This window comes from Streptococcus sanguinis (assembly GCF_003943655.1).
In the GTDB taxonomy this organism is placed as follows: domain Bacteria; phylum Bacillota; class Bacilli; order Lactobacillales; family Streptococcaceae; genus Streptococcus; species Streptococcus sanguinis_F.
This window is the reverse complement of the sequence record NZ_RJMM01000006.1, coordinates 1-23,192: the sequence shown is the minus strand read 5'-3', so window position 1 is coordinate 23,192 and position 23,192 is coordinate 1. Positions and strand designations below refer to the sequence as shown.

At 41.9% G+C, this 23,192-nt stretch carries 27 protein-coding genes and 2 pseudogenes; 24 read left to right on the top strand and 5 right to left on the bottom strand.

The genetic code is table 11. The annotated features are described in order from the left end of the window. Positions 1–110: 110 nt before the first annotated feature. From D8886_RS04265 to D8886_RS04240, 6 genes and pseudogenes are all read left to right on the top strand, one after another. The gene (locus D8886_RS04265) at positions 111–710 is read left to right on the top strand and encodes a hypothetical protein (protein ID WP_125342506.1); all 600 of its coding nucleotides are present in this window, start codon (positions 111–113) and stop codon (positions 708–710) included. Positions 711–804: 94 nt separating this feature from the next. Beyond that, a pseudogene (locus D8886_RS04260) lies at positions 805–894 on the top strand (GNAT family N-acetyltransferase); the annotation flags it as partial. Between the two features lie 64 nt (positions 895–958). Further along, complete coding sequence (locus tag D8886_RS04255; RefSeq protein WP_185761246.1) at positions 959–1,591, top strand: copper homeostasis protein CutC; 633 nt, start codon at positions 959–961, stop codon at positions 1,589–1,591. A gap of 34 nt (positions 1,592–1,625) precedes the next feature. Next, positions 1,626–2,297, top strand: coding sequence for an MmcQ/YjbR family DNA-binding protein (locus D8886_RS04250; RefSeq protein ID WP_125342508.1), 672 nt, complete (start codon positions 1,626–1,628; stop codon positions 2,295–2,297). Positions 2,298–2,384: 87 nt separating this feature from the next. Further along, positions 2,385–4,127 (top strand): ABC transporter ATP-binding protein, encoded by a 1,743-nt coding sequence (locus D8886_RS04245; protein WP_125342509.1) that lies wholly within the window; start codon positions 2,385–2,387, stop codon positions 4,125–4,127. A 1-nt stretch (position 4,128) separates the two neighbouring features. Continuing rightward, positions 4,129–5,868, top strand: coding sequence for an ABC transporter ATP-binding protein (locus tag D8886_RS04240; protein WP_125342510.1), 1,740 nt, complete (start codon positions 4,129–4,131; stop codon positions 5,866–5,868). Positions 5,869–5,917: 49 nt separating this feature from the next. Here the strand turns inward: D8886_RS04240 and D8886_RS04235 are convergent, their stop codons facing one another. Next, the gene (locus D8886_RS04235) at positions 5,918–7,237 is read right to left on the bottom strand and encodes an aminotransferase-like domain-containing protein (RefSeq protein ID WP_125434322.1); all 1,320 of its coding nucleotides are present in this window, start codon (positions 7,235–7,237) and stop codon (positions 5,918–5,920) included. 39 nt (positions 7,238–7,276) lie between these two features. Here D8886_RS04235 and D8886_RS04230 point away from each other — a divergent pair, with 39 nt between their 5' ends. After that, a complete protein-coding gene (locus D8886_RS04230; RefSeq protein WP_125434321.1) occupies positions 7,277–8,143 on the top strand; it encodes a pyridoxamine kinase in 867 nt (288 codons plus the stop codon). Next, positions 8,124–8,690 carry an ECF transporter S component gene (locus D8886_RS04225; RefSeq protein ID WP_125434320.1) on the top strand — a complete coding sequence of 189 codons (567 nt, stop codon included), beginning with the start codon at positions 8,124–8,126 and terminating at the stop codon, positions 8,688–8,690. The genes D8886_RS04230 and D8886_RS04225 overlap by 20 nt, the downstream gene beginning before the upstream one ends. Before the next feature lie 63 nt (positions 8,691–8,753). Here the strand turns inward: D8886_RS04225 and trhA are convergent, their stop codons facing one another. Both trhA and D8886_RS04215 read right to left on the bottom strand, forming a co-directional pair. Further along, complete coding sequence (trhA, locus tag D8886_RS04220) at positions 8,754–9,401, bottom strand: PAQR family membrane homeostasis protein TrhA (RefSeq protein WP_002900134.1); 648 nt, start codon at positions 9,399–9,401, stop codon at positions 8,754–8,756. Beyond that, positions 9,385–9,846 (bottom strand): DUF1836 domain-containing protein, encoded by a 462-nt coding sequence (locus tag D8886_RS04215; protein ID WP_125434319.1) that lies wholly within the window; start codon positions 9,844–9,846, stop codon positions 9,385–9,387. The genes trhA and D8886_RS04215 overlap by 17 nt, the downstream gene beginning before the upstream one ends. Before the next feature lie 129 nt (positions 9,847–9,975). Here D8886_RS04215 and D8886_RS04210 point away from each other — a divergent pair, with 129 nt between their 5' ends. The 6 genes and pseudogenes from D8886_RS04210 to D8886_RS11685 all read left to right on the top strand — a co-directional run bounded on the left by D8886_RS04210 (position 9,976) and on the right by D8886_RS11685 (position 13,047). Further along, entirely contained in the window at positions 9,976–10,560 is a 585-nt protein-coding gene (locus D8886_RS04210) for a VanZ family protein (protein WP_125342515.1), read from the top strand. Positions 10,561–10,576: 16 nt separating this feature from the next. Then, positions 10,577–11,305, top strand: coding sequence for a peroxide stress protein YaaA (gene yaaA, locus D8886_RS04205; RefSeq protein ID WP_125342516.1), 729 nt, complete (start codon positions 10,577–10,579; stop codon positions 11,303–11,305). Between the two features lie 24 nt (positions 11,306–11,329). Beyond that, positions 11,330–11,431: pseudogene (locus tag D8886_RS11785) on the top strand (TIGR04197 family type VII secretion effector); the annotation flags it as partial. Between the two features lie 45 nt (positions 11,432–11,476). Continuing rightward, positions 11,477–12,097 carry a hypothetical protein gene (locus D8886_RS04200; RefSeq protein WP_125434318.1) on the top strand — a complete coding sequence of 207 codons (621 nt, stop codon included), beginning with the start codon at positions 11,477–11,479 and terminating at the stop codon, positions 12,095–12,097. A gap of 130 nt (positions 12,098–12,227) precedes the next feature. Then, positions 12,228–12,470 (top strand): DUF4176 domain-containing protein, encoded by a 243-nt coding sequence (locus tag D8886_RS04195; protein WP_125342518.1) that lies wholly within the window; start codon positions 12,228–12,230, stop codon positions 12,468–12,470. 49 nt (positions 12,471–12,519) lie between these two features. After that, positions 12,520–13,047: a thiol-disulfide isomerase gene (locus D8886_RS11685; protein ID WP_185761245.1), complete on the top strand. Its 528-nt coding sequence runs from the start codon at positions 12,520–12,522 to the stop codon at positions 13,045–13,047. Positions 13,048–13,153: 106 nt separating this feature from the next. Here D8886_RS11685 and D8886_RS04185 read toward each other — a convergent pair whose 3' ends face one another. Then, a complete protein-coding gene (locus D8886_RS04185; protein ID WP_002895223.1) occupies positions 13,154–13,702 on the bottom strand; it encodes an NADPH-dependent FMN reductase in 549 nt (182 codons plus the stop codon). Between the two features lie 85 nt (positions 13,703–13,787). Beyond that, positions 13,788–14,234 (bottom strand): MarR family winged helix-turn-helix transcriptional regulator, encoded by a 447-nt coding sequence (locus tag D8886_RS04180; protein ID WP_002930817.1) that lies wholly within the window; start codon positions 14,232–14,234, stop codon positions 13,788–13,790. 114 nt (positions 14,235–14,348) lie between these two features. On the opposite strand from D8886_RS04180, the gene D8886_RS04175 reads away from it, so the two are divergent. From D8886_RS04175 to D8886_RS04130, 10 genes are all read left to right on the top strand, one after another. Further along, on the top strand, positions 14,349–14,837 hold the full coding sequence (locus D8886_RS04175) for a cell wall elongation regulator TseB-like domain-containing protein (protein ID WP_125342519.1): 489 nt from the start codon (positions 14,349–14,351) through the stop codon (positions 14,835–14,837). Continuing rightward, positions 14,834–16,015: a pyridoxal phosphate-dependent aminotransferase gene (locus tag D8886_RS04170; protein WP_125434317.1), complete on the top strand. Its 1,182-nt coding sequence runs from the start codon at positions 14,834–14,836 to the stop codon at positions 16,013–16,015. The genes D8886_RS04175 and D8886_RS04170 overlap by 4 nt, the downstream gene beginning before the upstream one ends. A 266-nt stretch (positions 16,016–16,281) precedes the next feature. Then, a complete protein-coding gene (locus D8886_RS04165) occupies positions 16,282–16,746 on the top strand; it encodes a hypothetical protein (protein ID WP_125342521.1) in 465 nt (154 codons plus the stop codon). 233 nt (positions 16,747–16,979) lie between these two features. Next, positions 16,980–17,399: a hypothetical protein gene (locus D8886_RS04160; protein ID WP_002930810.1), complete on the top strand. Its 420-nt coding sequence runs from the start codon at positions 16,980–16,982 to the stop codon at positions 17,397–17,399. Positions 17,400–17,413: 14 nt separating this feature from the next. Then, positions 17,414–18,007, top strand: coding sequence for a hypothetical protein (locus D8886_RS04155; RefSeq protein ID WP_125434316.1), 594 nt, complete (start codon positions 17,414–17,416; stop codon positions 18,005–18,007). A gap of 9 nt (positions 18,008–18,016) precedes the next feature. After that, positions 18,017–18,367: a hypothetical protein gene (locus D8886_RS04150; protein ID WP_125434315.1), complete on the top strand. Its 351-nt coding sequence runs from the start codon at positions 18,017–18,019 to the stop codon at positions 18,365–18,367. Positions 18,368–18,546: 179 nt separating this feature from the next. After that, positions 18,547–18,912, top strand: a complete 366-nt coding sequence (locus D8886_RS04145; protein WP_002906354.1) for a VOC family protein — start codon at positions 18,547–18,549, stop codon at positions 18,910–18,912. Between the two features lie 21 nt (positions 18,913–18,933). After that, positions 18,934–20,280 carry an asparagine--tRNA ligase gene (asnS, locus tag D8886_RS04140; RefSeq protein ID WP_125434314.1) on the top strand — a complete coding sequence of 449 codons (1,347 nt, stop codon included), beginning with the start codon at positions 18,934–18,936 and terminating at the stop codon, positions 20,278–20,280. A 156-nt stretch (positions 20,281–20,436) separates the two neighbouring features. Continuing rightward, a complete protein-coding gene (locus tag D8886_RS04135; RefSeq protein WP_125342526.1) occupies positions 20,437–21,624 on the top strand; it encodes an MFS transporter in 1,188 nt (395 codons plus the stop codon). Between the two features lie 201 nt (positions 21,625–21,825). Further along, on the top strand, positions 21,826–23,192 hold a 1,367-nt coding region (locus D8886_RS04130), incomplete at its 3' end, for an AAA family ATPase (protein ID WP_142999458.1).

Below are 23,192 nucleotides of genomic sequence, written 5' to 3'. Positions count from 1 at the left end.
GCTTTTTAATATGTTTGTTACAGAAAATTATGCAAAAATAGTGTAAAATAAGATAAATCCTTTTTGTGTTTTTAGCTAAAGGGATTTTCTCAAATTAAAGGAATACAAACATGAAAATGGTAAAAAGAGTAGTGGGAATTGCTTTGGTGTTGTTGCTTGCAGCGGTGCTATTTCTGGTTCCTGCATCTGTTAATCAAAGTGAACAATTAAAGAATGTTCAAGGCAGTGCTTCCTGGATGAGTATTATTGAGCCAGCTTTGAGCAATGCCAATGTGACGGCTCAGGGAGTCAGCACGGAGGTTTCTCTCAATAGCGTCCAGCTTAATCAGGTGCTCAAGTCTTCTCTGACTGACTCTGAGAATCAGGAGCTGCTGAACAGCGTTTACAGTATTGAAGGCAATAAGCTGCGCATCCAGTATCCAGTCAAGCTGCTCTTCATTGACAGTAAGCTGGACCTAGAGGTGGATGTGACGGTGAGGGATAATGTCTTGCACATCACAATCGATAGTGCCAAGCTGGGCTCCCTTCCTATCCCTAAATCTTGGGTGACAGGCATGCTGAAGCAACAAATGCAGGCCTCTAATTCATCTATCACAACGGAGGGAGATAGTTTCCTTCTAGCTCTGCCGCAGAGTCAATTCAGTATTAATAAAATTAGCTTCCAGAATGGAACTGCTAAAATCCAGTTCAGCATGGGTTATGGAATCTAAAAAAGAAAACTTCATTTGAGGAGGAGTCTTTCCGAATCAAATGGAGTTTTTATACTATTATTTGAGCAATAGCATTGTAAGGGAGAAAAGATGCCTACAGAACCGCATTTAGTCCAAGGAAGACTATCAGATCCATTGGCTTGATTGGTGTAAGAGAGAAGCTGGAAAATTTGATAAGAGCTGATATCGCGAAGCTCTTGTGTTATAATAGATAAAGGAAATCAATATATTAAATCAGAGGTAAGATAATGCTTTATGAATTTTGTGCGGAAAATGTAACCTTGTTAAAAAAGGCTATGAAGGCTGGAGCCCAGCGGATTGAGCTCTGTGATAATCTGGCTGTCGGAGGCACGACACCCAGTTACGGCGTAATTCAAGCAGCAGTTGACTTAGCCAAGCCTTACGGTGCGACTGTGATGACCATGATTCGGCCCCGAGGCGGTGATTTCGTTTACTCGGATCTTGAAATTGAGATTATGCTGGCTGATATCCAAAAAGCCAAGGAAGCCGGCAGTCAGGGAGTCGTTTTTGGTGTTTTGACGGAGAAGAATGAAATAGATGTTCCTAAGATGCAGCGGCTGCTAGAGGCATGCAAGGGACTGGAAGTAGTTTTTCACATGGCTTTTGATGCGATACCGGCTGAATACCAGTTTGGCGAAATGGATTGGCTAATGGAGAACGGTGTCCAGCGAATTTTGACCCACGGAGGGCCTGCTAATGAGCCGATTGAGGAGCATTTTGCTTGGCTGGACGAATTAATCGAGCATGCTGCTGATCGGATTGATATCATGCCGGGAGGTGGGATTCATCTGGGCAATCGTCAGGAAGTTATAGATAGTCTGGCAGTAGACCAGCTGCATGGAACTAAAATTGTATTTTAAGGAGGGGGAAGCTGCGCTAGCAGCGGCTAAGTAGATGTTGGAACTATTTGAAAAATACAAGGCTAATCTAGACAAGCTTCAGACTTACGGCTTTAAGAAGTCTGATGGAGCTTACCGTTTCTCGCAGAAGATTATGAAGGGTGACTTTCGCTTGGAAATAACTATCAGAGATGGGAAGCTGGACTATCAGGTCTTTGACTGTGAGACTGATGACGCTTATCTACAGGTCAAGATGGAGCAAGTGACGGGTGAGTTTGTCGGTCAGGTTCGTGAAGCTTGTCAGGCAGTACTGCTGGCTATCCGTCAGCACTGTTTTGACGAGGTTGGCTTTCTCTATGAGCAGAGTAAGCGACTGCGGGATCATGCAGCTGAGGTTTATCAGGGGCAAATAGAGTACCTCTGGGAGAAGTCGTCCAGAAAGAGCTCGACTAAAGCTGGGGTTTTCCGCCACCAGGACAGTAAGAAATGGTACGGAGCTTTTTTGACCACAGACTGGTCTAAGTTTGAAGCAGAGCGAAGCGGCGCTATTGAGGTGCTGAATGTTAAGAATGACCATGTGGCAGAGCTGATTCAGAAAAAGGGGATTTACCCGGCCTTTCACATGAATAAGAAATATTGGCTCAGTCTGCCCTTGGATGATAGCCTGAGCGATCAGGAAATCTTTGATTTATTGGCTGTTAGTTACCAGCTGACCAGTAAAAAATAGAATCGAAGCACAGCGCTCCAATCCGCTGTGTTTCATTTTTCCTCAAAAAACAGTATAATAAAAAGACCAGTAAGAATAGGAGAAATTATGAACCTCATTAGAAAATTAGCCTGGTTTTTTAAGTTGGAAAAGCGGCGCTATATCATTGGTATCTTGGCCTTGTCCTTGGTAAGTGTCTTCAATCTGATACCGCCTAGAGTCATCGGTCAGGTTATTGACCGAATTGCTAGCAAACATCTGACTTCTCAAGAGCTGCTCTTTAATTTGCTGTTGCTGATTGCTTCAGCTTTTATCATGTACGGCCTTCGTTATGTCTGGCGCCTTTATATCTTAGGGACGTCCAATAATCTGGGACGGATTCTGCGCTCTCGATTGTTTGAGCACTTTACTCAAATGTCTCCCTCTTTTTATCAGAAATATCGAACAGGGGACTTGATGGCTCATGCGACCAATGATATCAATGCGGTTGTCAGTCTGGCTGGTGGCGGAGTCATGTCAGCTGTGGATGCTTCTATTACAGCCTTGGTGACCCTGCTGACTATGTTTTTCATTTTGGACTGGCGACTGACTTTGATTGCCATTGTGCCCATGCCTTTCTTGTCCTGGGGAACAGGTTTGATTGGTCGTAAAAATCATGAAAGTTTTAAGGCTGCTCAAGAGGCTTTTTCGGATTTGAACAATAAAGTTCAGGAGAGTGTTTCAGGGATTCGAGTGACCAAATCCTTTGGCTATCAGGAAGCTGAGACTCAGTCTTTTGCCAAGACAAATCAGGAAGTCTACGAAAAAAACGTTTTAGCTGCCAAGTACGATTCTCTTTTTGACCCCTTGGTTTTGCTTTTTATCGGCCTTTCTTATGTTTTGACCTTGATTTTCGGTGGAATTTTTATCTCCCAAGGACAGTTTACCATAGGAGAGTTGGTTACTTTTATTACTTATCTGGATATGCTGGTTTGGCCGCTGCAGGCTACAGGCTATCTTTTTAACATCGGCCAGCGAGGTGCCGTTTCCTATGAACGGATCGAGAAACTGCTAGCTCAGGAGTCAGATGTCAAGGAAGCTGAACAACCTCTTTCTCATGCGGAAAATGGTCGATTGGACTATGACATTCAGAAGTTTTCTTATGCAGAGGAGACTAGTTTATCGGATATTCATTTTTCCATTGAGCAGGGACAGACACTGGGAATTGTCGGTCAGACGGGCTCAGGGAAAACCACTCTTCTGCGCTTGCTGCTGCGGGAGCAGGATATTCAGGAGGGGGCTATCTATCTGAATGGCCATGATATCCGAGAGTACCGCCTCAAAGACTTGCGACATCTCATCGGCTATGTACCACAGGAACAGATGCTTTTTGCTCTGTCGATTCGGGATAATATTCGCTTTGCTAATCCCCAGCTGACAGATAGTCAGGTTCTAGCTGCCGCTCAACTCTGCGGTGTTTATGAGGATATTCAGGCTATGCCAGAGGGGTTGGATACGATTGTCGGTGAGCGTGGCTTGTCTCTGTCTGGTGGGCAGAAGCAGCGCTTGGCGATGAGTCGGGCTATTATTACCAATCCTGAAATTCTGATTTTGGATGACTCACTGTCGGCTGTTGATGCCAAGACAGAGCATCTGATTTTAGAAAATCTAAAGTCTGAGCGTGCTGGCAAGACAACTATTATCACAGCTCATCGGCTGTCGGCTTTGGTGCATGCAGACCTGATTTTGGTCATGGAAGAGGGCCGTATCAAGGAGCGGGGGACTCACCAAGAGCTATTGGAGCAAAAGGGCTGGTATGCCCAGACATACCATAATCAGCAGCTGGCAGAAAGCTTGAAGGAGGAAGATTAACATGAAAAAGAAAGCAACTTTTCATCGCCTCCTAGGCTATATGTGGCGTTACAGGATAGTGAGCAGCATGGCCCTGACCTTCATTCTGCTGACGACTATTGTCACAACGGCATTGCCGCTTCTGGCCCGCTATTTTATTGATCAATTTATCGGCCGTAATCAAGCCTGGGCTGGCCTTCCTCTCTTGGCTCTTTACTATGGTCTGTTCCTCTTGCGGGTACTTTTTACCTTCTTGGGAAAGTATTTCTTTGCGCGTGTGGCTCAAAGTGTGGTTCGGGACCTGCGACAGGAAAGCTTTGCCAATATCCAGCGTCTGCAAATGGCTTATTTTGATCGAACGCCAGCTGGTGCTATCGTTTCCCGCCTGACCAATGATACTCAGGCAGTCGCAGATATGTTCAGTGAGATTTTTTCTAATTTTTTGAGCTCCCTGCTGATTTTAGTTGTTACTTTGAGCGCTATGTTTGCCCTCAACTGGCAATTGACCCTCATGATTGCTCTCTTTTTGCCTCTGATGGCAGCCTCTATCTTGCTCTATCAGCATTTATCCAATCGTCAGCTGAAGCAGGTCCGGAATAAGCTCAGCGATTTAAATGTCAAGCTATCTGAGAGTATTGAAGGGATGCGGATTATCCAAGCTTTTGGGCAAGAGAAGCGTTTGCTGCGGGAATTTGAAGAAATCAACGGTCAGCATTTAGGCTTCACCAATCGCTATCTCAATATCAATAGTCTCTTTCTGAGGCCGGCCATGTCTCTGCTGAAAATCTTGGCTTATGGAGTGATTCTGACTTACTTTGGCTTGACTTGGCAAGTGGCGGGAATTACGGCTGGTATTATGTATGCCTTTATCCAGTATGTCAATCAACTTTTTAATCCTTTGATTGATGTTATGCAGAATTACTCTGTTCTGCAGACATCTATGGTTGCTGCGGAGCGGGTTTTTGAAATCATGGATCGCACAGATTATGAGCCTGAGCAGGCTAACCAAGACTTGCAAATCCAAGATGGCAGCATCGAATTCAAGCATGTTTCCTTTTCTTATGATGGGAAGCGTGATGTTTTGCAGGACATCTCCTTTTCTGTCAAAAAAGGCCAGACGATTGCCTTTGTTGGCTCGACTGGCTCTGGCAAGTCCTCTATTATCAATCTTTTCCTGCGTTTTTATGAGTTTGAGCGAGGGCAGATTTTGATTGATGGCCGTGATATTAAAGACTATAATCAGGCGGAGCTGCGGCGAAAGATTGGACTTGTTTTGCAGGATCCCTTCCTTTATCACGGTACCGTTGCTTCCAATATCCAGCTTTATCAAGAGAAGCTGACGCGAGAAGACATTATAGAAGCGGCTAAGTTTGTAGATGCTCATGGCTTTATCAGTCAGCTGCCTCAAGGCTATGATGCCCCTGTGACTGAGCGGGGAGCGACATTTTCCAGCGGTCAGCGGCAGCTTCTAGCCTTTGCCAGAACCATCGCCACTAAGCCTAAAATCTTGATTTTGGATGAGGCGACAGCCAATATTGATTCGGAAACAGAGGAGCTGATTCAAGCTTCACTGAGGAAAATGCGGCAGGGTAGGACAACCGTTGCCATTGCACACCGTCTGTCTACCATTCAGGATGCCGACTGCATCTATGTCTTAGATAAGGGCCGCATTATCGAATCCGGCAGCCACGAAGAATTGTTAGCACAGGATGGCACCTATAAGAAAATGTACCAACTGCAGGCTGGGATGATGGAATCTTGAAAAGCCTGATTTTAAATAAAAGGTGTAGAATTCTAAATGAATTCTACACCTATTTTAAATAGTCTTTTAATTTCTCTAGATTTTCTTCTAAGTTATCGTAGTGTAGCTTGGCATACTGGTAAGGGCAGCTAGCAAGGTAGCTTTGTTCAAAGAAGTCAAACGGCAGGCTGCTGTGTTTGAGAGCACTGACGGAAGAAAGTGATCTCAAGTCTAGCAGGACGCCGTCCTTGGTCAGATAGCTGTCTAGCGGCAGCTGAGCTCGCTCTAGCAGTGTCTGCGCCTTTTTTGCTTCCTCTTCCTGAAGCTGCAGCAGCGCCAGCCTATTTTTTTCAAACATGAGACTGTCGATGTAGAGCGATAGGGCCTTCTGCATGATGAGGTTGCTGTCGTAGTCCACGGCGCTTTTGTAAGCGATGAAGGTCTTTTGAATCTGGGGCGGAAGGAGCAGGGCGGTAATCCTCAGGGCTGGGAAAAGGCTGGTTGAAAAGGACTTAATGTAGATGACTCGCTGGCTATTATCTAAATAGTGAAAGGTTAGCTCTCGCCGGCCATCAAAGTCTGATAGGTAGTCGTCTTCTACAACATAGACATTATAGAGCTGGGCTAGCCGAAGAATCTCTTCCTTGTCCTGCCGACTGTAGGAGTGGCCCAAGGGATAGTGAAAGCGCGGAATAGTGTAGAAAAACTTGATCTTTCCGCTTTGAAAAATCTTCTCCAACTCTCCTAGATTAATCCCTTGAGGTGTTCTTTCAATGGTTTCACAAGGAAGTTTTTGCGCTAGCAGAAGATCATTAATACGATGGTAGGTCGGCTGTTCCACCAAGATTCGCTCTTTTTGATTGGGAAAGTCAATCTGTGAAAGGATATAGAGGGCCTGCTGGGTGCCGGAAGTCAGTACCAGCTGGTCTCTAGAAGCATAGACAGCAGAGTCCAACATTAGCTTTTGCACAGAGCGGCGCAGATCCTCCAGTCCTTCCTGCTGAGGGTAGTAGTTGAAGAGATAATTTTCCCGGCCGATCAGAGTTTCATTCACACAGAGTCGGAAATCTTCGTAGGCTTGGTGGCGGTCATCCCTCACAGGCAGCTCCAAATCCTGCTTTTCTTCCTGAGCATTTTCCAGTACATAGTAGCCGCTTTTGGGAACGGCATAGATGTACTTCTGATACTTGAGCTCAATCAGAGCCTTTTGCGCGGTATCCTTACTGCAGTGATAACGCTCTGCCAGCTTGCGGACAGAAGGGATTTTCTGACCAGTAGCCAATTTTCCCTCTTTAATATCCTTAGTAATCTTATCAACGATGCGTTGGTATTTTGCTTTAACCATAAAACTGTCCCCATACAGATTTGATTTTTTCATATTGTAACTCATTTTCAGATATTTTACAATAGAGAACAAGTAGGAGGAGTCATGAAAACAAAAACAGTCATTCTGGCCACAGATATTTCTGGCTTAGGTAAGGTTGCCGCAACAGCTGCCCTGCCGCTTTTTGCAATTTGCCAGCTAGAAGTCGCCCTGTTGCCAACCATGATTTTGTCGTCCCATACAGGTGGTTTTTCAAATATCTATATAGATGATTACACGCATGGGATGCTTGCTTTTTTGAAACAATGGCAGAGCCTAGAGTTCAACTTTTCAGCTCTGATAACAGGATATTTGAAGTCTGATATTCAGGTGGAAAATTTGCTGCGCTTTAAAGAGGAAAAAAGCTTGCCCCTTATCGTGGATCCTATCATGGGGGATAAGGGAACTTTTTATCAGGGATTTTCAGATGCCCATCTAGACCATATGCGTCGCCTCTGCCAGCATGCTGATTTGGTTCTGCCCAATTTGACAGAAGCCTGTTTGTTATTGGAAGAACCCTACGAAGATAGTTTATCAGAAGATAGATGGGAGGAGTACTGCAAGCGTTTGACTGAGTTAGGACCGAGCAAGGTCTTGCTAACTGGCTTGTCCATGAAAGAAAAACAGATTGGTGTGGCCTATTTTGATGCGGGAACAGAAGAGTTTAACCTCTTTTCCAGTCCATCTCTGCCCCAGCAATTTTTTGGAACGGGTGATATATTGACGACTCTTGTAGCTGCGGCTTTTGTTCAGGAGGTTGATATCAAGCAAGCCCTGCCTGTGATTTTGAAGTTTATTGAAAAGAGCTTGGTACTTAGCTTTAAAGAGCAAATAGATCAAAAGAAGGGCGTTTTTTACCAGCCCTACCTAGGAGAGCTTTTTGCTGATTTTCAAGCCTTAATGGAGGAAAAAGATGAAGAAACAAACACTTGATTTGCAAACCGTAACCACGATTAGTTTATTTGCTGCTTTAATTTTTTTGAGCATTCAGTTCTTTAAAATTCCTGTCGGAGCTCAGTTTATTCACTTTGGAAATGCACTTGTGGTAGTGGGCTGTCTGATTTTTGGCAGTAAACTCGGTTTTTTAGCAGCTGCCATTGGACTGGGAATATTTGACTTGCTGAATGGTTACGCAGCAGAAATCCCAGTCATCTTGTTAGAAGCACTTGCAGTAGCCGTGGTGATTCATTTTCTGTATGAAGGACTCTTTCAGAGAAAGGATAAACTAAGAAATATTCTTATTACAGCATTAGCAGCTGCTTTGGTGAAGATTGTGCTTAATATCTTCAAGTACACTCTGACAGGAACACTGTTTGGTGGGAGTAGTTTACCAGCAGCCTTTTTGCTGGCAGTAGCTAAGATTACTGGTACATTTGGCTCCAGTCTAGCGACAGTCATCGCTGTCCCAATCTTATATCCAATCTTTCAGCAAGTCAGAAAAGCGCACAAGCAAAGAAGTCCTCTGGAAAAGCAGGGATAAATCAATAATCAACATAAATGAAGAAACCGTCTGAGAATCCTCAGACGGTTTTGTATTTTTCTCTTACATAAAATAAACGATAGCCAGGTATTGCAGGGCAGAGGCCGCTAGAATGAAAAGGTGCCAAATCATGTGGAAGTAGGGCTTCTTTTGAGCATAGAAGCCAGCTCCTACAGTATAGCAGAGGCCACCAGCCAGCATGAGTCCCCAGAATACAGGTCCAGTTTGACCGATAATCTGCGGAATGATAAAGACAACCAGCCAGCCCATAATCAAATAGAGAGCCAAGCTGAATTTTTCATTAACCTTCTTAGCGAAAATCTTATAGAGAATGCCAAAGATGGTCGTGCCCCACTGAATAGCAATGATGAGATAGCCAAACCAGTTATTCATCAGTGACAGCACGACTGGCGTGTAGCTGCCAGCGATGGCGATGTAAATCATAGAGTGGTCAATAATGCGCAAGATATACTTGTGGGTCGAGCCATAGGACATAGAGTGATAAACTGTTGAGGAGAGGAACATGAGAAAGAGGCTGATGACAAAGATAGAAGTTCCGACAGCAGCCACCAATCCGTGCCCTTCATAGCTATAAATGGCTGAGATAGGCAGCAGAATCAGCATCAGAACGGCTCCTACCGCATGGGTAACAGCGTTGGCAATTTCCTCTCCAAAGGATAGTTTTTTACTGAGTTTAAGCGCGTAGTTCAAGATTTTCTTCCTCCTCATTTGGTACTTGGATTAGGGATAAGGTCTTTTGATAGAGTTTGACCGTCTGGCAGGCTGTAGAAATGATGGGTGCTACCTCTAACTTATTGCCATTCATGTAGTCAACGAAGTCATCATAAAGTTCTCTCGAATCTGCTTCCTTATGCAGCATATTTAAAGTAGCAGAAATTTCCTGGATAGAAAAGACCGTTTTTAAGGTCGTAATGGCAATCAAGCGGGCTACCTGGCGGCGTTGATATTTTTTCTTGACCGGTTTGGCAATATAGCCGTGTTTGACATAGTTGTTAATCATAGAAGCGGTCAGTCCCTTGTCAGCAGCTGAAATGGAAGAGCCACAGACATTGTTTACATAGAGCAGCACCTGATCCAAATATAGGTCTAGTTCTGGTATTTCGTCCCACTTGGGAAAAACTTGTTGAGTGTTCAAATCTTTATCACTTTCTTATCTAGTCTTTATAACTAGATGATAACATCTCTGTAAATCAAAGTCAAGCAAAAAATAGAATGTCCCATTGAAATTTGATATAATTTTAAAAAGAAGAAAGGGAGGTTTCAGATGAAAAAACAAACAATCTTTGATATGTCAGCCTTCCTAGGCAGTCTGATTTTTTGGTCTTGGCTCTATATGCGCTTTTTTTATGCCTACGTAGCCGTCGTCTTTTACAAGAATCAGCCAGAGTGGAACCTGCTGATACCAGCTTCTATTATCCTGACTCTGACAGCCATTACGTCGCTTTTTATTCGTGGTCTCTACAGTCGGCACATTCCCCGTTGGCTGGTGCTAGCTAGTTACACCCTTTATTTTCTCATTCTATTCTATGCTCTCTTTTTGAAAAATATCGGCAGGCAGGGCTTCAATCTGGACTTGCAGTCTTTTACCTATAATTGGATCTATGGAGATAAGCTGGTACCGACCATGAATATCATTATGTTCATTCCGCTGGGCTTTCTCTGCAAGCTATCATGGAAGCATGTGGCTTATTTTACCTTGACTATCGGTCTGGTCGAGGGGAGCCAGTATCTCTTTCACCTGGGTATTTTTGACTTGGGTGATATCTTGACCAATCTGCTAGGCTTCATCATCGGCAGCTATCTACTAGAGACAGCCTTAGGCAAATGGGTTGTCCGACATATTCACTAAATGAAAGAAGGAAACTATGAAAATTCTTATCCCAACTGCGAAAGAGTTGAATCTAACTGCGCCATCCGCAATCCCGAATCCACCTTCAGCACAAACTCAGGCTGTGTTGGGTGAGTTGGCAACCATGTCAGTAGCTGACTTGGCATCATTTTATAAAATCTCCCCAGAAAGAGCTGAGTTAGAGTGGCAAGCCATTCAGGCTCTGCGAGAAGGAAATGCGCAGTATGCTCCAGCCCTCTATCTTTTTGACGGCCTCATGTACCGCCATATCAAGAGGCAGGACTATACCAAGGAGGAAAGTCAGTATATCGAGAAGCATCTTGCCATCACATCAGCGCTTTACGGAGTCATCCCAGCCCTGGAGCCCATAGCGCCTCACCGCTTGGACTTTATGATGCCGCTTAAGCTAGATGGGAAGAGTCTCAAGGCTTTTTGGAAAGAAGCTTATGACCAAGCTCTGGCAGAAGATGAGCTTATCTTCTCTCTATTGTCCAGCGAGTTTGAAACCGTCTTTTCCAAGGAAATCCGCCAGCGCATGATAGGTTTCAAGTTTCTAGAAAACCGAGGCGGCAAGCTGAAAGTCCATTCGACCATTTCTAAAAAGGCGCGTGGCGAGTTTTTAACAGCTCTAATAACTAACCAAGTGACTGAAGTCGAACAGATGAAAAAATTAAGCTTTGCAGGCTTTACCTACCGACCTGATCTATCTAGTGAAAAAGAGCTTGTTTATGTGAAGGAAGTGTGAAAAGCGAAAACCGAGTCAAGTGCTATCTCTGCTCAGAATGCTATTACTAAATTGGTTGGGGTAGATACAAGTGACAAGCAAAATCAGCAGGTAGAGTTCAGCTATACTACAGAGAATGCTGGTATGTAGGCTGACCGTCAGGCATGCAATCAAAGAGTAAAATGTTAAAAAATGAAAAAATATTATAAAAACAAACCAACTCAAGCTTTCTTGACGCTCATTGTGCTTATTTGGTCTTTATATGAGATTGGTGCGACCAGTCTGGCTAGCAATTCGGCCCTGACCNAGGAATTCATGCATAGTCGGTATGTTATGGTTTGGCCAATGGTAGATAAGAAGGCAACTCTTTATCACTATGCAGAAGAATGGACTAGTGACGTCTTAGATGGAATGATGCATCTAGACTATGAAAATATTAGAATAACTAGTTTTCCTAGAAAATGGGATAGTGAAGTTGAAATATACTATGCTCTGTCTGAAGATAAGTATGCTGATAGAGTATATTTTTTCTTAGATGAACCAATATCCAGAGCCTATACCACTAGTTTAGACCGAAATTATTATTTGATTTCAAAGAATGCAGCTGTTATTAAAGAGGAAACAGGCAAAACGGTTGAACAGTTAGGTCAAGAAGTGGGACATGCAAGGGAGAAGTTTTTGTCTGCTCTTGGTAAGATGAAAATCCTCCGTTTGGTCTATTTGATTCTTCGTATGATAGTACTGTTACTATGTATCAGGTGGTCGGGTCAGCAGAGAAAACGGAAAGAAGATGAAATCTTGCAGAATGGATAGAGTCTTAAGATTATACAGAGTCTATAAAGGAAATAAAGAATGATAAATTCTGTAATTTTTATTGCAACTCTAATATTCCTTTTGCATCATACTAACATCAGTTCAGCTTAAAAATGGACAAGTAAAAATTATGATTATTAACCGTTATCCTCTTTATGATAACAAGGGTGAAATTGGGTATTTAGACTATTCCGGTTGTGTATATCCTTTTGGTATGAAGGATAATCAAGCTTGCTTCTTTAACAAAGAAGATATTGAAAAAATTTGGTTTGAGGGGTATATAGATGAATCAGAAGAGAAAATGCTAGCAAAAATAGAAGATAAATTATCTCAAATTCCTTATCCTAAATATTCTTTAAATGATTTGAAATAGAAAAGNTATTCATCTAATAGATAAGTGCTAATCTTGCTTAGGAGAAAAAATGCTGAGATTTAAAAATATACTAATTTTTATTTGTTCTGTATGTCTTCTAGTCGCCGGCTTTAACCTCTATCTCAATTATCAAAGTCAGCAAGAATTCCTTCAGCTGAAAGAAGATTTTAAACGGGATGATAAAATCATAGTTTTAGAGCAGCTAATGGCATCAGAAAAGTATGCATCTGACATTCGCAAAGCAGGCTATATTATCCCGCCAGATGGAGCTATTCGCTTTGATGGGGGAATCAATCCCTTAGAAATAGAAGGGGATTTACATTTGAAGATTGCGCACCCAGGCGGGAACGAAGTAACAGTTTTTTTTGAAACTGAGTCTGATGGGTCAATAATAAATTGTCAATATGTTTTAAACGACAATCTGGACATAGTTCGCAGTTACTATTCTCACATAAATAAACAAAATATAAATGAGCAAGTGAGCATCTCACAATCCGAAGAAGCCCGCTTATTGAAAATTGTTCAAAATGAGATTGATGGCTTTATGAAAAAAATGTATCAGACTTTGTATGGTTAAGGCTGTCTACTTGCTCTTTTCAATAATACATTCTAAAACCCCTCGCAATTATTTGCGGGGGGTTAGTGTCTTATAAGTTTTCTTTTCTTTTTATAATCTTCTCTTTTTAGTTAAGGGCTGCTAAAAGAGCATCAGCCTGTGCTGAGAGTTCAGCAAGTTTGTCTTCTGCGACAGTCAGTTGACCAGTTCCCCATGCTTCTGGGTTGATACCAACACCTGTGAATGGTTCTACCACGTTCATACGGATGAATGGCAGCAGGCTGCGGTAGTGCTTGAATACTTCATCTGGTGATGTGCCGTTAGCTACAGATGAAACAGTAACAACCTTAGCATTCAGAGCAGATGGACCAGTTGGGTCTGACAGATCCAAAGCGCGTGAAGCCCAGTCCAAGAGGTTTTTCACTACTCCTGGAATAGCCCAGTTGTAGACAGGTGAGAAAATCCAGATGGCATCAGCGGCCAAGATTTCTTCACGAACCTTAGCAACAGCAGCTGGAGCAGGACTTTCGATGTCTTGGTTGAAGAATGGTACATCTTTGTAATCAAGATATGAAACTTCTGCCTTGCCAGCCAAAGCTTTTTCAGCTTGCTCAGCCAATTGGTGGTTGAAAGAACCTTGACGAAGCGAGCCGACGATGAATAATACTTTAGACATTGCATTGTCTCCTTTTTTATAAAATAAAGAGAAATTTCTCTTGTTACAATATATGTTACAACATTAATCACTAGTTAGCAATTATTTAGCTCATTTTTTTGAAATTTTTTAGAATGCGAATCAAATCTTGTTTATCGTCTTCTTCGAGAATGGACAGAGCTTGCTGGATATTTTTGATATGATCAGGCAGGGCGGCTTCAATTTTAGCTCTGCCTTGTTCCGTCAAGCCAATCAAAAAAGCCCGGCGGTCATTGGGGTCGCAGGTGCGGACAATCCAGCCGTCGCGTTCCATATTTTTGATGACGACAGTCATGTTGCCAGAAGTAGCCAGTATACGGTCAATCAAGTCCTGAATGCGCAGCTCTCCTTTGCTGTATAGGGTTTCTAAGACGGAAAACTGAGTAGGAGTCAAATCATGCTTTTTAAAAATTTGGGCTTCAATGGCACGGATAGTTCTTGCTGCCTTGTGAAAGACAATCATGGTTTTCAAATCAAGCAGAGTTTCTTTGCTTAAATCGTCTGTAATCTTCATAACAATATTTTACCAATAAATAGTATCATATGCAAGGATATTGCTTTAGAATTATGAGAATATTCTCATCAAAAAAAGATAGAAAAATAGGAGTATTTGTAGTATAATGACGGAGTGAAATATAAAAATAGAAATAAAGCCAGTTTTCCAATTTGGCAGTACCTGATAGGTATTTTTATCGTTCTCAGTGTTCTTGTCTTTTCATTTTTTGCTGTTTTGCAAGTATCCATGCAGCCGAGACAGTCGGCTAAGGAAGCAAGCAGCCGCTTGGCCAAGGAATATGCAGATCTTGAAAAAGTGGATTCTTTTGCCATCTACAATGGGCAGGAATCTTACTACAGTCTGCTTGGCAAGACCAGTAAGGGTGTCGAAAAAGCTGTATTGATTGCAAAAGATTCCAATGAGATTCGGGTCTATCGACTGGACCAATGCGTCAGTCAGGCCGAGGCGGAGAGCATTGCCAAGGAAAATGGAGCAGGAACTATTGATAAGGTGACCATGGGCTATTTTCAGGATCAGCCCATCTGGGAAGTCAAATCGGGAGGCACCTACTACCTGATTGGTTTTGAAAGCGGACAGTTAGTCAGCAAGGAGGGACTATGAAATTATCAAATCGTGTCTTAAAGATGGAAGAAAGTGTGACTTTAGCAACAGCAGCACGAGCTAAGGCTTTGAAAGTGCAGGGGCGGGATATTCTGTCTCTGACTCTGGGAGAGCCAGATTTTCCAACGCCTAAGAACATCCGAGATGCGACTGTAGCAGCTATTGAGGATGGGCGTGCTAGCTTTTATACGGTGACTAGCGGTCTGCCAGAGCTAAAAGAAGCAGTGGTAGAGTATTTTGCCAACTATTACGGCTACACAATCCAGCCGAATCAAGTGACGGTGGCAACCGGAGCTAAGTTCTCCCTCTACACCTTCTTTATGAGTGTTCTTGACCCAGGTGATGAAGCTATCATTCCGACGCCTTATTGGGTAAGCTACGGCGACCAGATTAAGATGGCCGAGGGGACTCCTGTTTTTGTTCAAGCGACTGAGGAAAATAATTTCAAGGTAACGGTGGAACAGTTAGAAGCTGCTCGTACTGATAAGACCAAGGTCTTGGTTTTGAACTCGCCATCCAATCCGACGGGTATGATTTATACAGCGGAGGAGCTGTTGGCGATTGGGAACTGGGCTGTGGAGCATGATATTCTGATTTTGGCAGATGATATTTATGGACGTCTGGTTTATAACGGTAATACATTTACGCCAATTTCCAGTCTATCTGAGGAGATTCGTAAGCAGACGGTGGTCATCAATGGTGTTTCCAAGAGCTACTCCATGACAGGCTGGCGGATTGGCTATGCTGTTGGTGAACCGGAAATCATAGCTGCCATGAGTAAGATTGCAGGTCAGACGACCTCTAACCCGACAGCAGCGGCTCAATATGCAGCTATCGAAGCTCTGACTGGCAGCCAGGAAACGGTCGAGACTATGCGTCAGGCCTTTGAAGAACGCCTCAATACTATCTATCCACTCTTGGCTCAGGTGCCAGGATTTGAAGTGGTCAAGCCACAAGGGGCTTTCTATCTCTTTCCAAATGTCAAGAAAGCCATGGAAATGAAAGGTTATATCGATGTGACCGAGTTTACGACAGCAATTTTAGAAGAAGTTGGCGTGGCTCTAGTGACCGGAGCAGGCTTCGGTGCTCCAGAAAATGTCCGTCTTAGCTATGCGACAGATTTGGAAACACTCAAAGAAGCCGTTCAACGTCTGCAATATTTTATGGAGAGTAAATAAAGCTCACAATCCGGCATTGCTTGCTAAAGAGAAACCGCAAAAATTTATAAACAAAAGATAAGGACGGACTCAGAGTTCGTCCTTTTCAGTTCCCCTAAACTGCACTGGCAAATAGTTTGATAAAATGGTAAAATAATATAGAATATCATAAAATCGCTTTCATATTTTCTGGTCGAATTGAGAAGATTTTGGGCGACGAAATAAAAGCTGGGAGCAGTTAGAATTTAGCTGCTAGGTCTTGTAAACAGGAGTCGAAGGAGAACAATATGAAACGTCGTTTGATTTTCTTATTCTTGCTAGGCGTTCTAGTCTTGCTAGGAGCTTATGTTTTCTTTAATTCAGAGGTGGGTTGGACCACTATTTCCGAATCCAATGGCTATAGTCTGCAAGCCAAAGGTCATCGCTATCGTATCCAATATTATGAGAATGACTCGGCCCGAATAGACTGGTATTTGAGCAATTATCAGCCAGCTTTAAATTTAAAGATGCGAACTTTGAATAGTGAGCAATTAAAAAATACTGAAGGGGGATCTGCAAAGCAGGAACTTTCTGGGACGGGCTATGCGGATTTTACGATGGTTTATGAGACTCGCTATAATCCTCAGATTGAGCGAACCTATTTTAAGGTCCATATTGTAGTTAATGATAAGGGAGATGTAGACACTAAGAAAAGCAGTATGACCTACTGGAAGACGGAAGAAGAGATAAAGGATGATCCACCTATTGATTAAAATAGCAGCTATCAATGGCAGATTAACTAAGTATAAGTAACTTTCTGATAAGAATCACCAGACGACTTAAAAATTTGAGGAGTATTTAGTTGAAGACGATGGTGTTTCGGTGTATAATAAAAGAAGTCCATTTGGTCTAGCCCTGCATTCTATTGACTTGCAGTGTGTTCCTCATGGTCTTTTTGCTTAAGTAATAATAGGGATGAAGATTATTTTGTACAAAAGGAGATAAAATGGGATTTATCAGAAAGGAAATAGGGGAAAGAGAGAAGAAGCTTCTCGAGGATTTTTCTATTGAAGAAAAAGAATTGGCTCTGCCATTTTTACTAGAGGATGAGAAGAGAGGGATTTTTCTCTGCGTCAAGCAATTTCGTATAGGGGAAGGGAAATATCAAGTCTTAGCCATGATTCTCGGTGGCCACTTGCTTGAATTTCGCCTAGAAGAAGAGCGAGCCGATAGATATCCAGCTCGCAATGAGGAAGATCAAAGTGTAAAAGGTCTATCAACAGAAACAATCTCCCAGCTTGTGATTCCCAAGGTTTTAAAAGGACGAGAGGACAAGATCATAACAGTGATTCAACATGCCCTGTCGCAGATTAACCCTTATTATGATACAAAGATAAGAGAAGTAAACCACGTGGAGTACAGATAAAGAGGAGATAGGATATGGGATTATTAGAAAAGTGTCTGGATTTTTTACNGACTAGGCGGGCTGTCAGTGACATAGAAGAAGAGATGACTTGGGAGGAAGAATTTACCCCTAAAAGGGTTTACCATAAAGAAGTCAGTAGTAGCACTCAGAAGGAGACTGAGGGAACAGCGTCTCTTCCCCAAGAAGGAAGTTGGAAGTTCGTGCACGAGATGATTTCTGAAGAAGGGATTGAGCTTTTAAAGAAGGCTGGGATTGATGATGAGCTAGTCTTTGAGACGGGTGATTGGGTCGCAGATCATGAGTTGGGGATTTATCTGGTCCTTTATCGCTTTGGTGGTAGAACCAACTGGAAGAAGACTTATAAGCTAATCTTGCAAGGACAGGTGATTGAATTTAAGACCAAGACCATTTTTCATCAGCAGGATTTTTCTTATGAAGATGGGGAATTCACTAAGGGAGTGATTGTAAAAAATGTCTCCAATATGCTCCTGCCCTTAGCTTTCGAAGGTCAACAGCAGCGGGTGCTCCATATCATTCAAGCAGCTCTGTCAGCAGCTAGCCCAAGCTATGATACGGTCATTTACAGGGCGAACTTTGATTTGGTTTAGGAGGGGAAGATGATATATATTACAAGAGAAGATGTTTTGACTTGGCTGGAGAAACATGAGCCAGTGGCCAATCGTCAGAAGGATATTGCGGCTTTTCATAAAGAACTGTCGTTTCGTCTGCAAAGAATGGACTTTCGACCGTCTACTAGTTCAAAAGATCCGAGGAGAGATATTTGTGAAGATCCTGACCAAGAGCTGACTGTGGCCTTTACTCAGGATGGGGAGGGGAATTATGCGACGATCGACCAGAGTCCAGGAGGTCAGATTCTCAGTGATCAGCGTTTTAAGATGGCTTTGAAAAAAGTCTTGAACTATGATGATGATATGGTTGATCGACTGCTATATGGAACAAAAAATTAGTCCTCTTATTCAGAGAGAGTTATCCGCCAGCCTTTAGGAGGCTGGTTTTTTAATTTTTCTGAGATTTCGACTCTTCAAGGATAGCTATTGCAATCGCTTTATGGTAAAATATAGAACAGATGTCCAAAAGATTTGTCTTGAAATAAAGTGACATTTAGCAACCAATCTAGGAGGCAGATATGATTGATCATTTTGAGATAAAGGTCAGGAATCTACAAATTTCAAAAGACTTTTATACAAGTTTTCTCTCTCCTCTAGGCTACAAATTGGCTTTTAGAAGTAGTTCTCTACTCAGTTTTGTTGCTCCCAACAGCCCACATCCTGGTGGAGATTTTTGGTTGGGGGAGGGAGAGCAGTCTCCGATTCACTTTGCTTTTTTGGCAGAAAACCATGAGCAGGTTCAAGCTTGTTATGAGGCTGGTTTAAAGGCAGGGGGAAAAGACAACGGTGCGCCAAATTATCGGGGGAACCTTTCATCATATTATGCAGCCTTTGTCTTGGATCCGGATGGTAATAATGTCGAGGCGGTCTGTCATAAAGAATAAAAAATAGAAAAGAGAAAAAACGTGTCAAAGAAAATCGTAACAATTATTGATGTGAAAAATTATGTTGGTCAAGAAGTGACCATCGGTGCTTGGGTAGCCAATAAGTCAGGTAAGGGTAAGATTGCTTTCTTGCAGCTGCGCGATGGCTCTGCCTTTTTCCAAGGGGTGGCCTTCAAGCCTAACTTCATTGAGAAATTTGGCGAAGAAGAAGGATTGGCGAAGTTTGATACGATTAAAAAGCTTAGCCAAGAAACTTCTGTCTATGTGACAGGGATTGTCAAGGAAGACGAGCGCTCAAAATTTGGCTATGAGCTGGACGTTACAGACATCGAAATCATCGGCGAGTCAAATGACTATCCAATCACGCCCAAAGAACATGGGACGGACTTCCTCATGGACAACCGTCACCTGTGGCTGCGTTCTCGTAAGCAGGTGGCAATGATGCAAATCCGCAATGCCATCATCTATGCTACCTATGAATTCTTTGACAAGAATGGCTTTATGAAGTTTGACAGCCCAATCTTGTCAGGAAATGCAGCAGAAGACTCAACTGAGCTCTTTGAAACAGACTATTTCGGAACTCCAGCATACTTGAGTCAGTCAGGACAGCTTTATCTGGAAGCAGGTGCTATGGCTCTTGGTCGTGTTTTTGACTTTGGTCCTGTATTCCGTGCCGAAAAATCAAAAACCCGTCGTCATTTGACTGAGTTCTGGATGATGGATGCAGAGTATTCATATTTGACGCATGATGAGTCACTTGACTTGCAAGAAGCTTATGTCAAAGCCTTAATCCAAGGTGTTCTTGACCGTGCTCCTCAAGCTTTGGAAACACTGGAACGCGATGTAGAACTCCTGAAACGCTATATTGCAGAGCCGTTCAAGCGTGTTAGCTATGATGAAGCGATTGACCTCTTGCAAGCTCATGAAAATGATGAAGATGCTGACTATGAGCATCTGGAACATGGTGATGACTTCGGTTCACCTCATGAAACATGGATTTCAAATCACTTTGGTGTACCAACCTTTGTCGTGAACTACCCAGCAGCCATCAAGGCTTTCTACATGAAGCCTGTGGAAGGAAATCCAGATCGCGTCCTCTGTGCAGACTTGCTGGCACCTGAAGGCTATGGCGAAATCATTGGTGGTTCTATGCGTGAAGAAGACTACGATGCGCTCGTTGCTAAAATGAATGACCTTGGTATGGATACGACAGAATATGAATTCTACCTAGATCTTCGTAAGTATGGAACAGTTCCGCACGGTGGCTTCGGTATCGGTATCGAGCGTATGGTAACCTTTGTAGCAGGGACTAAGCATATCCGTGAAGCCATTCCATTCCCACGTATGCTGCACCGTATTAAACCATAAAATGATTCAAACGCCCATGTGGCGTTTTTTCAGCAATGAACTATGAAATAATCCAAATATAGAATTTTAGAGAAAGAAGAGGTAGAGGTCATGTGAACAGCAGATTAACAAGTGATAAAGGATAGAAATTAAAAAACACTTGTTAAAGGAGAAAATATGTTTAAAAGAAGTTATCGGAAAAATATCGGCCTTATGGCCGGAGTAGAATTTTTTGCCTTTCTAGGTATTACTAGTTTTTGGATTTTATTTCTCAGTCAAAACGGCATGTCACTTTGGCAGATTGGGCTTTTGGAAAGTATTTTTCATGCGACCAGTGTCATCTGTGAAATTCCTTCTGGGATGTTGGCGGATCGCTTTTCCTACAAGACTAATCTGTATCTGAGTCGGATAGCTGGGATTGTGTCTTCTGTTCTCATGTTAGTTGGGCAGGGGAACTTCTGGGTTTATGCGTTGGCTATGGTGATTAGTGCTTGGTCCTATAATTTTGATTCGGGGACAAGCGCAGCCATGGTCTATGATTCATCTGTGGAAGCCGGACTCAAGGAACGTTACTTATCCATCTCCAGCTTTATGTCTGGAGTGGCCGAGGCGACCCGGTCTTTGGGAACGGTCTGGGCCGGATTTTTTGTCCATGGACAATTGCATCTGACCTACTATATCATGATTGCTACCTCTATCATCGTTCTTTTCTTGACCTGGATGCTGAAAGAACCTAGTGTCAAAGCAGAGAAAGCGGAGCGTCTGACTATGAAAAAGATTATCTGGGCTGTCAAAGAGGAGTTACAGAGAAATCCCAGCCTTTTTATCTGGATGATTCTGTCCCAAATCATCGGAACACTGATGTGTATGTTTTATTTTTATTATCAAAATCAATTGCCTGATTTAAAAGATTGGCAGATTTCGGTAGTCATGCTGATTGGCAGTGCTTTGAATATCTTAGCGGTCTATATGGCGAGTGTGATTGGAAAGAAGTATTCTGCCCTAAAACTCTTTCCTTCAGTGGTACTTTTAACTGGAGCAAGCTACCTGCTGTCCTATTTTGGAACGCCAATCATCTATATTTTGATTTATCTAATCAGCAACGCCTTGTATGCTCTTTTCCAGCCGATTTTTGACAATGATTTACAAAAGCAGCTGCCAAGTGAGGTGCGGGCGACCATGCTCAGTGTCTATTCTATGATGTTCAGCCTGAGTATGATTGTCATTTTTCCTGTGACGGGCTGGTTGATTGATTACTTTGGCTTCGATTGGACTTTTATAGCTTTGGGCGGCTTTTTATTTGCTGTAACCCCATTTTTGCATATAGCTCTAAAGAAAATAAGCCAGAGCTTACAAGAAGTCTAATATCAATGTTCTCTTTCTGCTGGTCAGAAGGAGAATATTTTTTACCCTTTGAAAATTATGGTAAAATAAATACAGTTTAATGGAGAAGTAGGCAGTATGAAAGATTAAGAAATTATAATCTGCACTAACTAATAGAAACTATTGAAATTTCTCCTATCATTTGATAATATATTATTATAACATAAATAAAGGAGAGTTATTATGTCTAATACTGAAGACAGATATGCAATTAATTGGGAAGAATATAAACAACCGATTGTTTTGAAATGTAAGTATTGGGATGGAATACCTGAACATTATATGTTTTCCAAAGAATTGGGACGTATAAGACATATCTTGGATGATTTTAATAAAGTGGCAGAGGACAGTAAAAAGAATGGACAAGCTGACGAATGTGATGCTGGAAAAATGTTTATTCAGAAAGAAATGTCTAGAGTGATTGCCATATCTGGAGAACGTGGTTCTGGGAAAACCTCCCTTTTGAAGAGTTTGAAAAATATTCTTGAGAAAGAATATCATGTTTTTGATATTATTGGTCCAGAAGTACTCTCCTCTGATCTCAGTATAATAGATATTTTCGTTTCTATGCTTCGTGATATTGTGAATAGTTTAGACAGTGAGTGTTTTAGTACATGTGTTTTAACCAAACTAAATGCTCAATTAAAATCTATTACAGCTGCTATTTCAGTCGACAAGCAAAAGGAAGATTATTTTAAAAACGGGCACTCTGATTCTTCTATCCTAGAATCTCTAAATAAAAGAGTGCATCTTGACGTACTCTTTGGAACATTTCTACAAGACCTTCTTGCCATTTTACAAACAAATAATAAGAACCCTAAAGATTTTGTTTTAATCATTGATGATTTGGATTTGGTAAAAAATCAACTGATTGCAAAGCTTCTTAATGACATTCAGCGTTACCTGGATAAGAAGATAATCATTATCTTCGCTTACAGAAAACGTCAATTGGAAAATTCTTTATTTGAAGATCTTATAACTGATAATCAGAGACTTTTGGAGCATGAAGTGATTGATAATGAAGAAATTTTTTCACAAATCAATCAATTTCTACTTAAACTGGTTCCTTTAGGGAATCGTGTATCTCTTTTCCCAAACAATGATTTATTAAATAAAAAAATGTGGGTTATCTTAAAGTCTATTGATCTTGGTCTGGATGAAGAGTTAAGAATCTTTAAGGCGAATAATGAATCAATTAATAATAAAGAAAACCTGGAATTAACTGTAGAGGACTGGTTTTATAAGTTTATATTTATACGGACTGACTTAAATATTAGGCCGATTGACAGTCGTGAAAATACAAAGTTGCTTTTACCCCAGAGTTTGCGAGAAATTATTCAAGTGGCAGAAATTTTTAGTGAGATGAAGCCCTTAAAAAGAGACAAAGGCTATACAAAGTTTTTCCAAGAGTTAATAGAAAATCTATCTGGATTTAAGCAATATATTGATTATAAAATAACAAGTCAATTCAACGCTAATTTATCTATGTTAAACTTCTTTAGGGAGTGGGATTCAGCTAAGCCATATAGTAAAAACCATCTCACTTATTC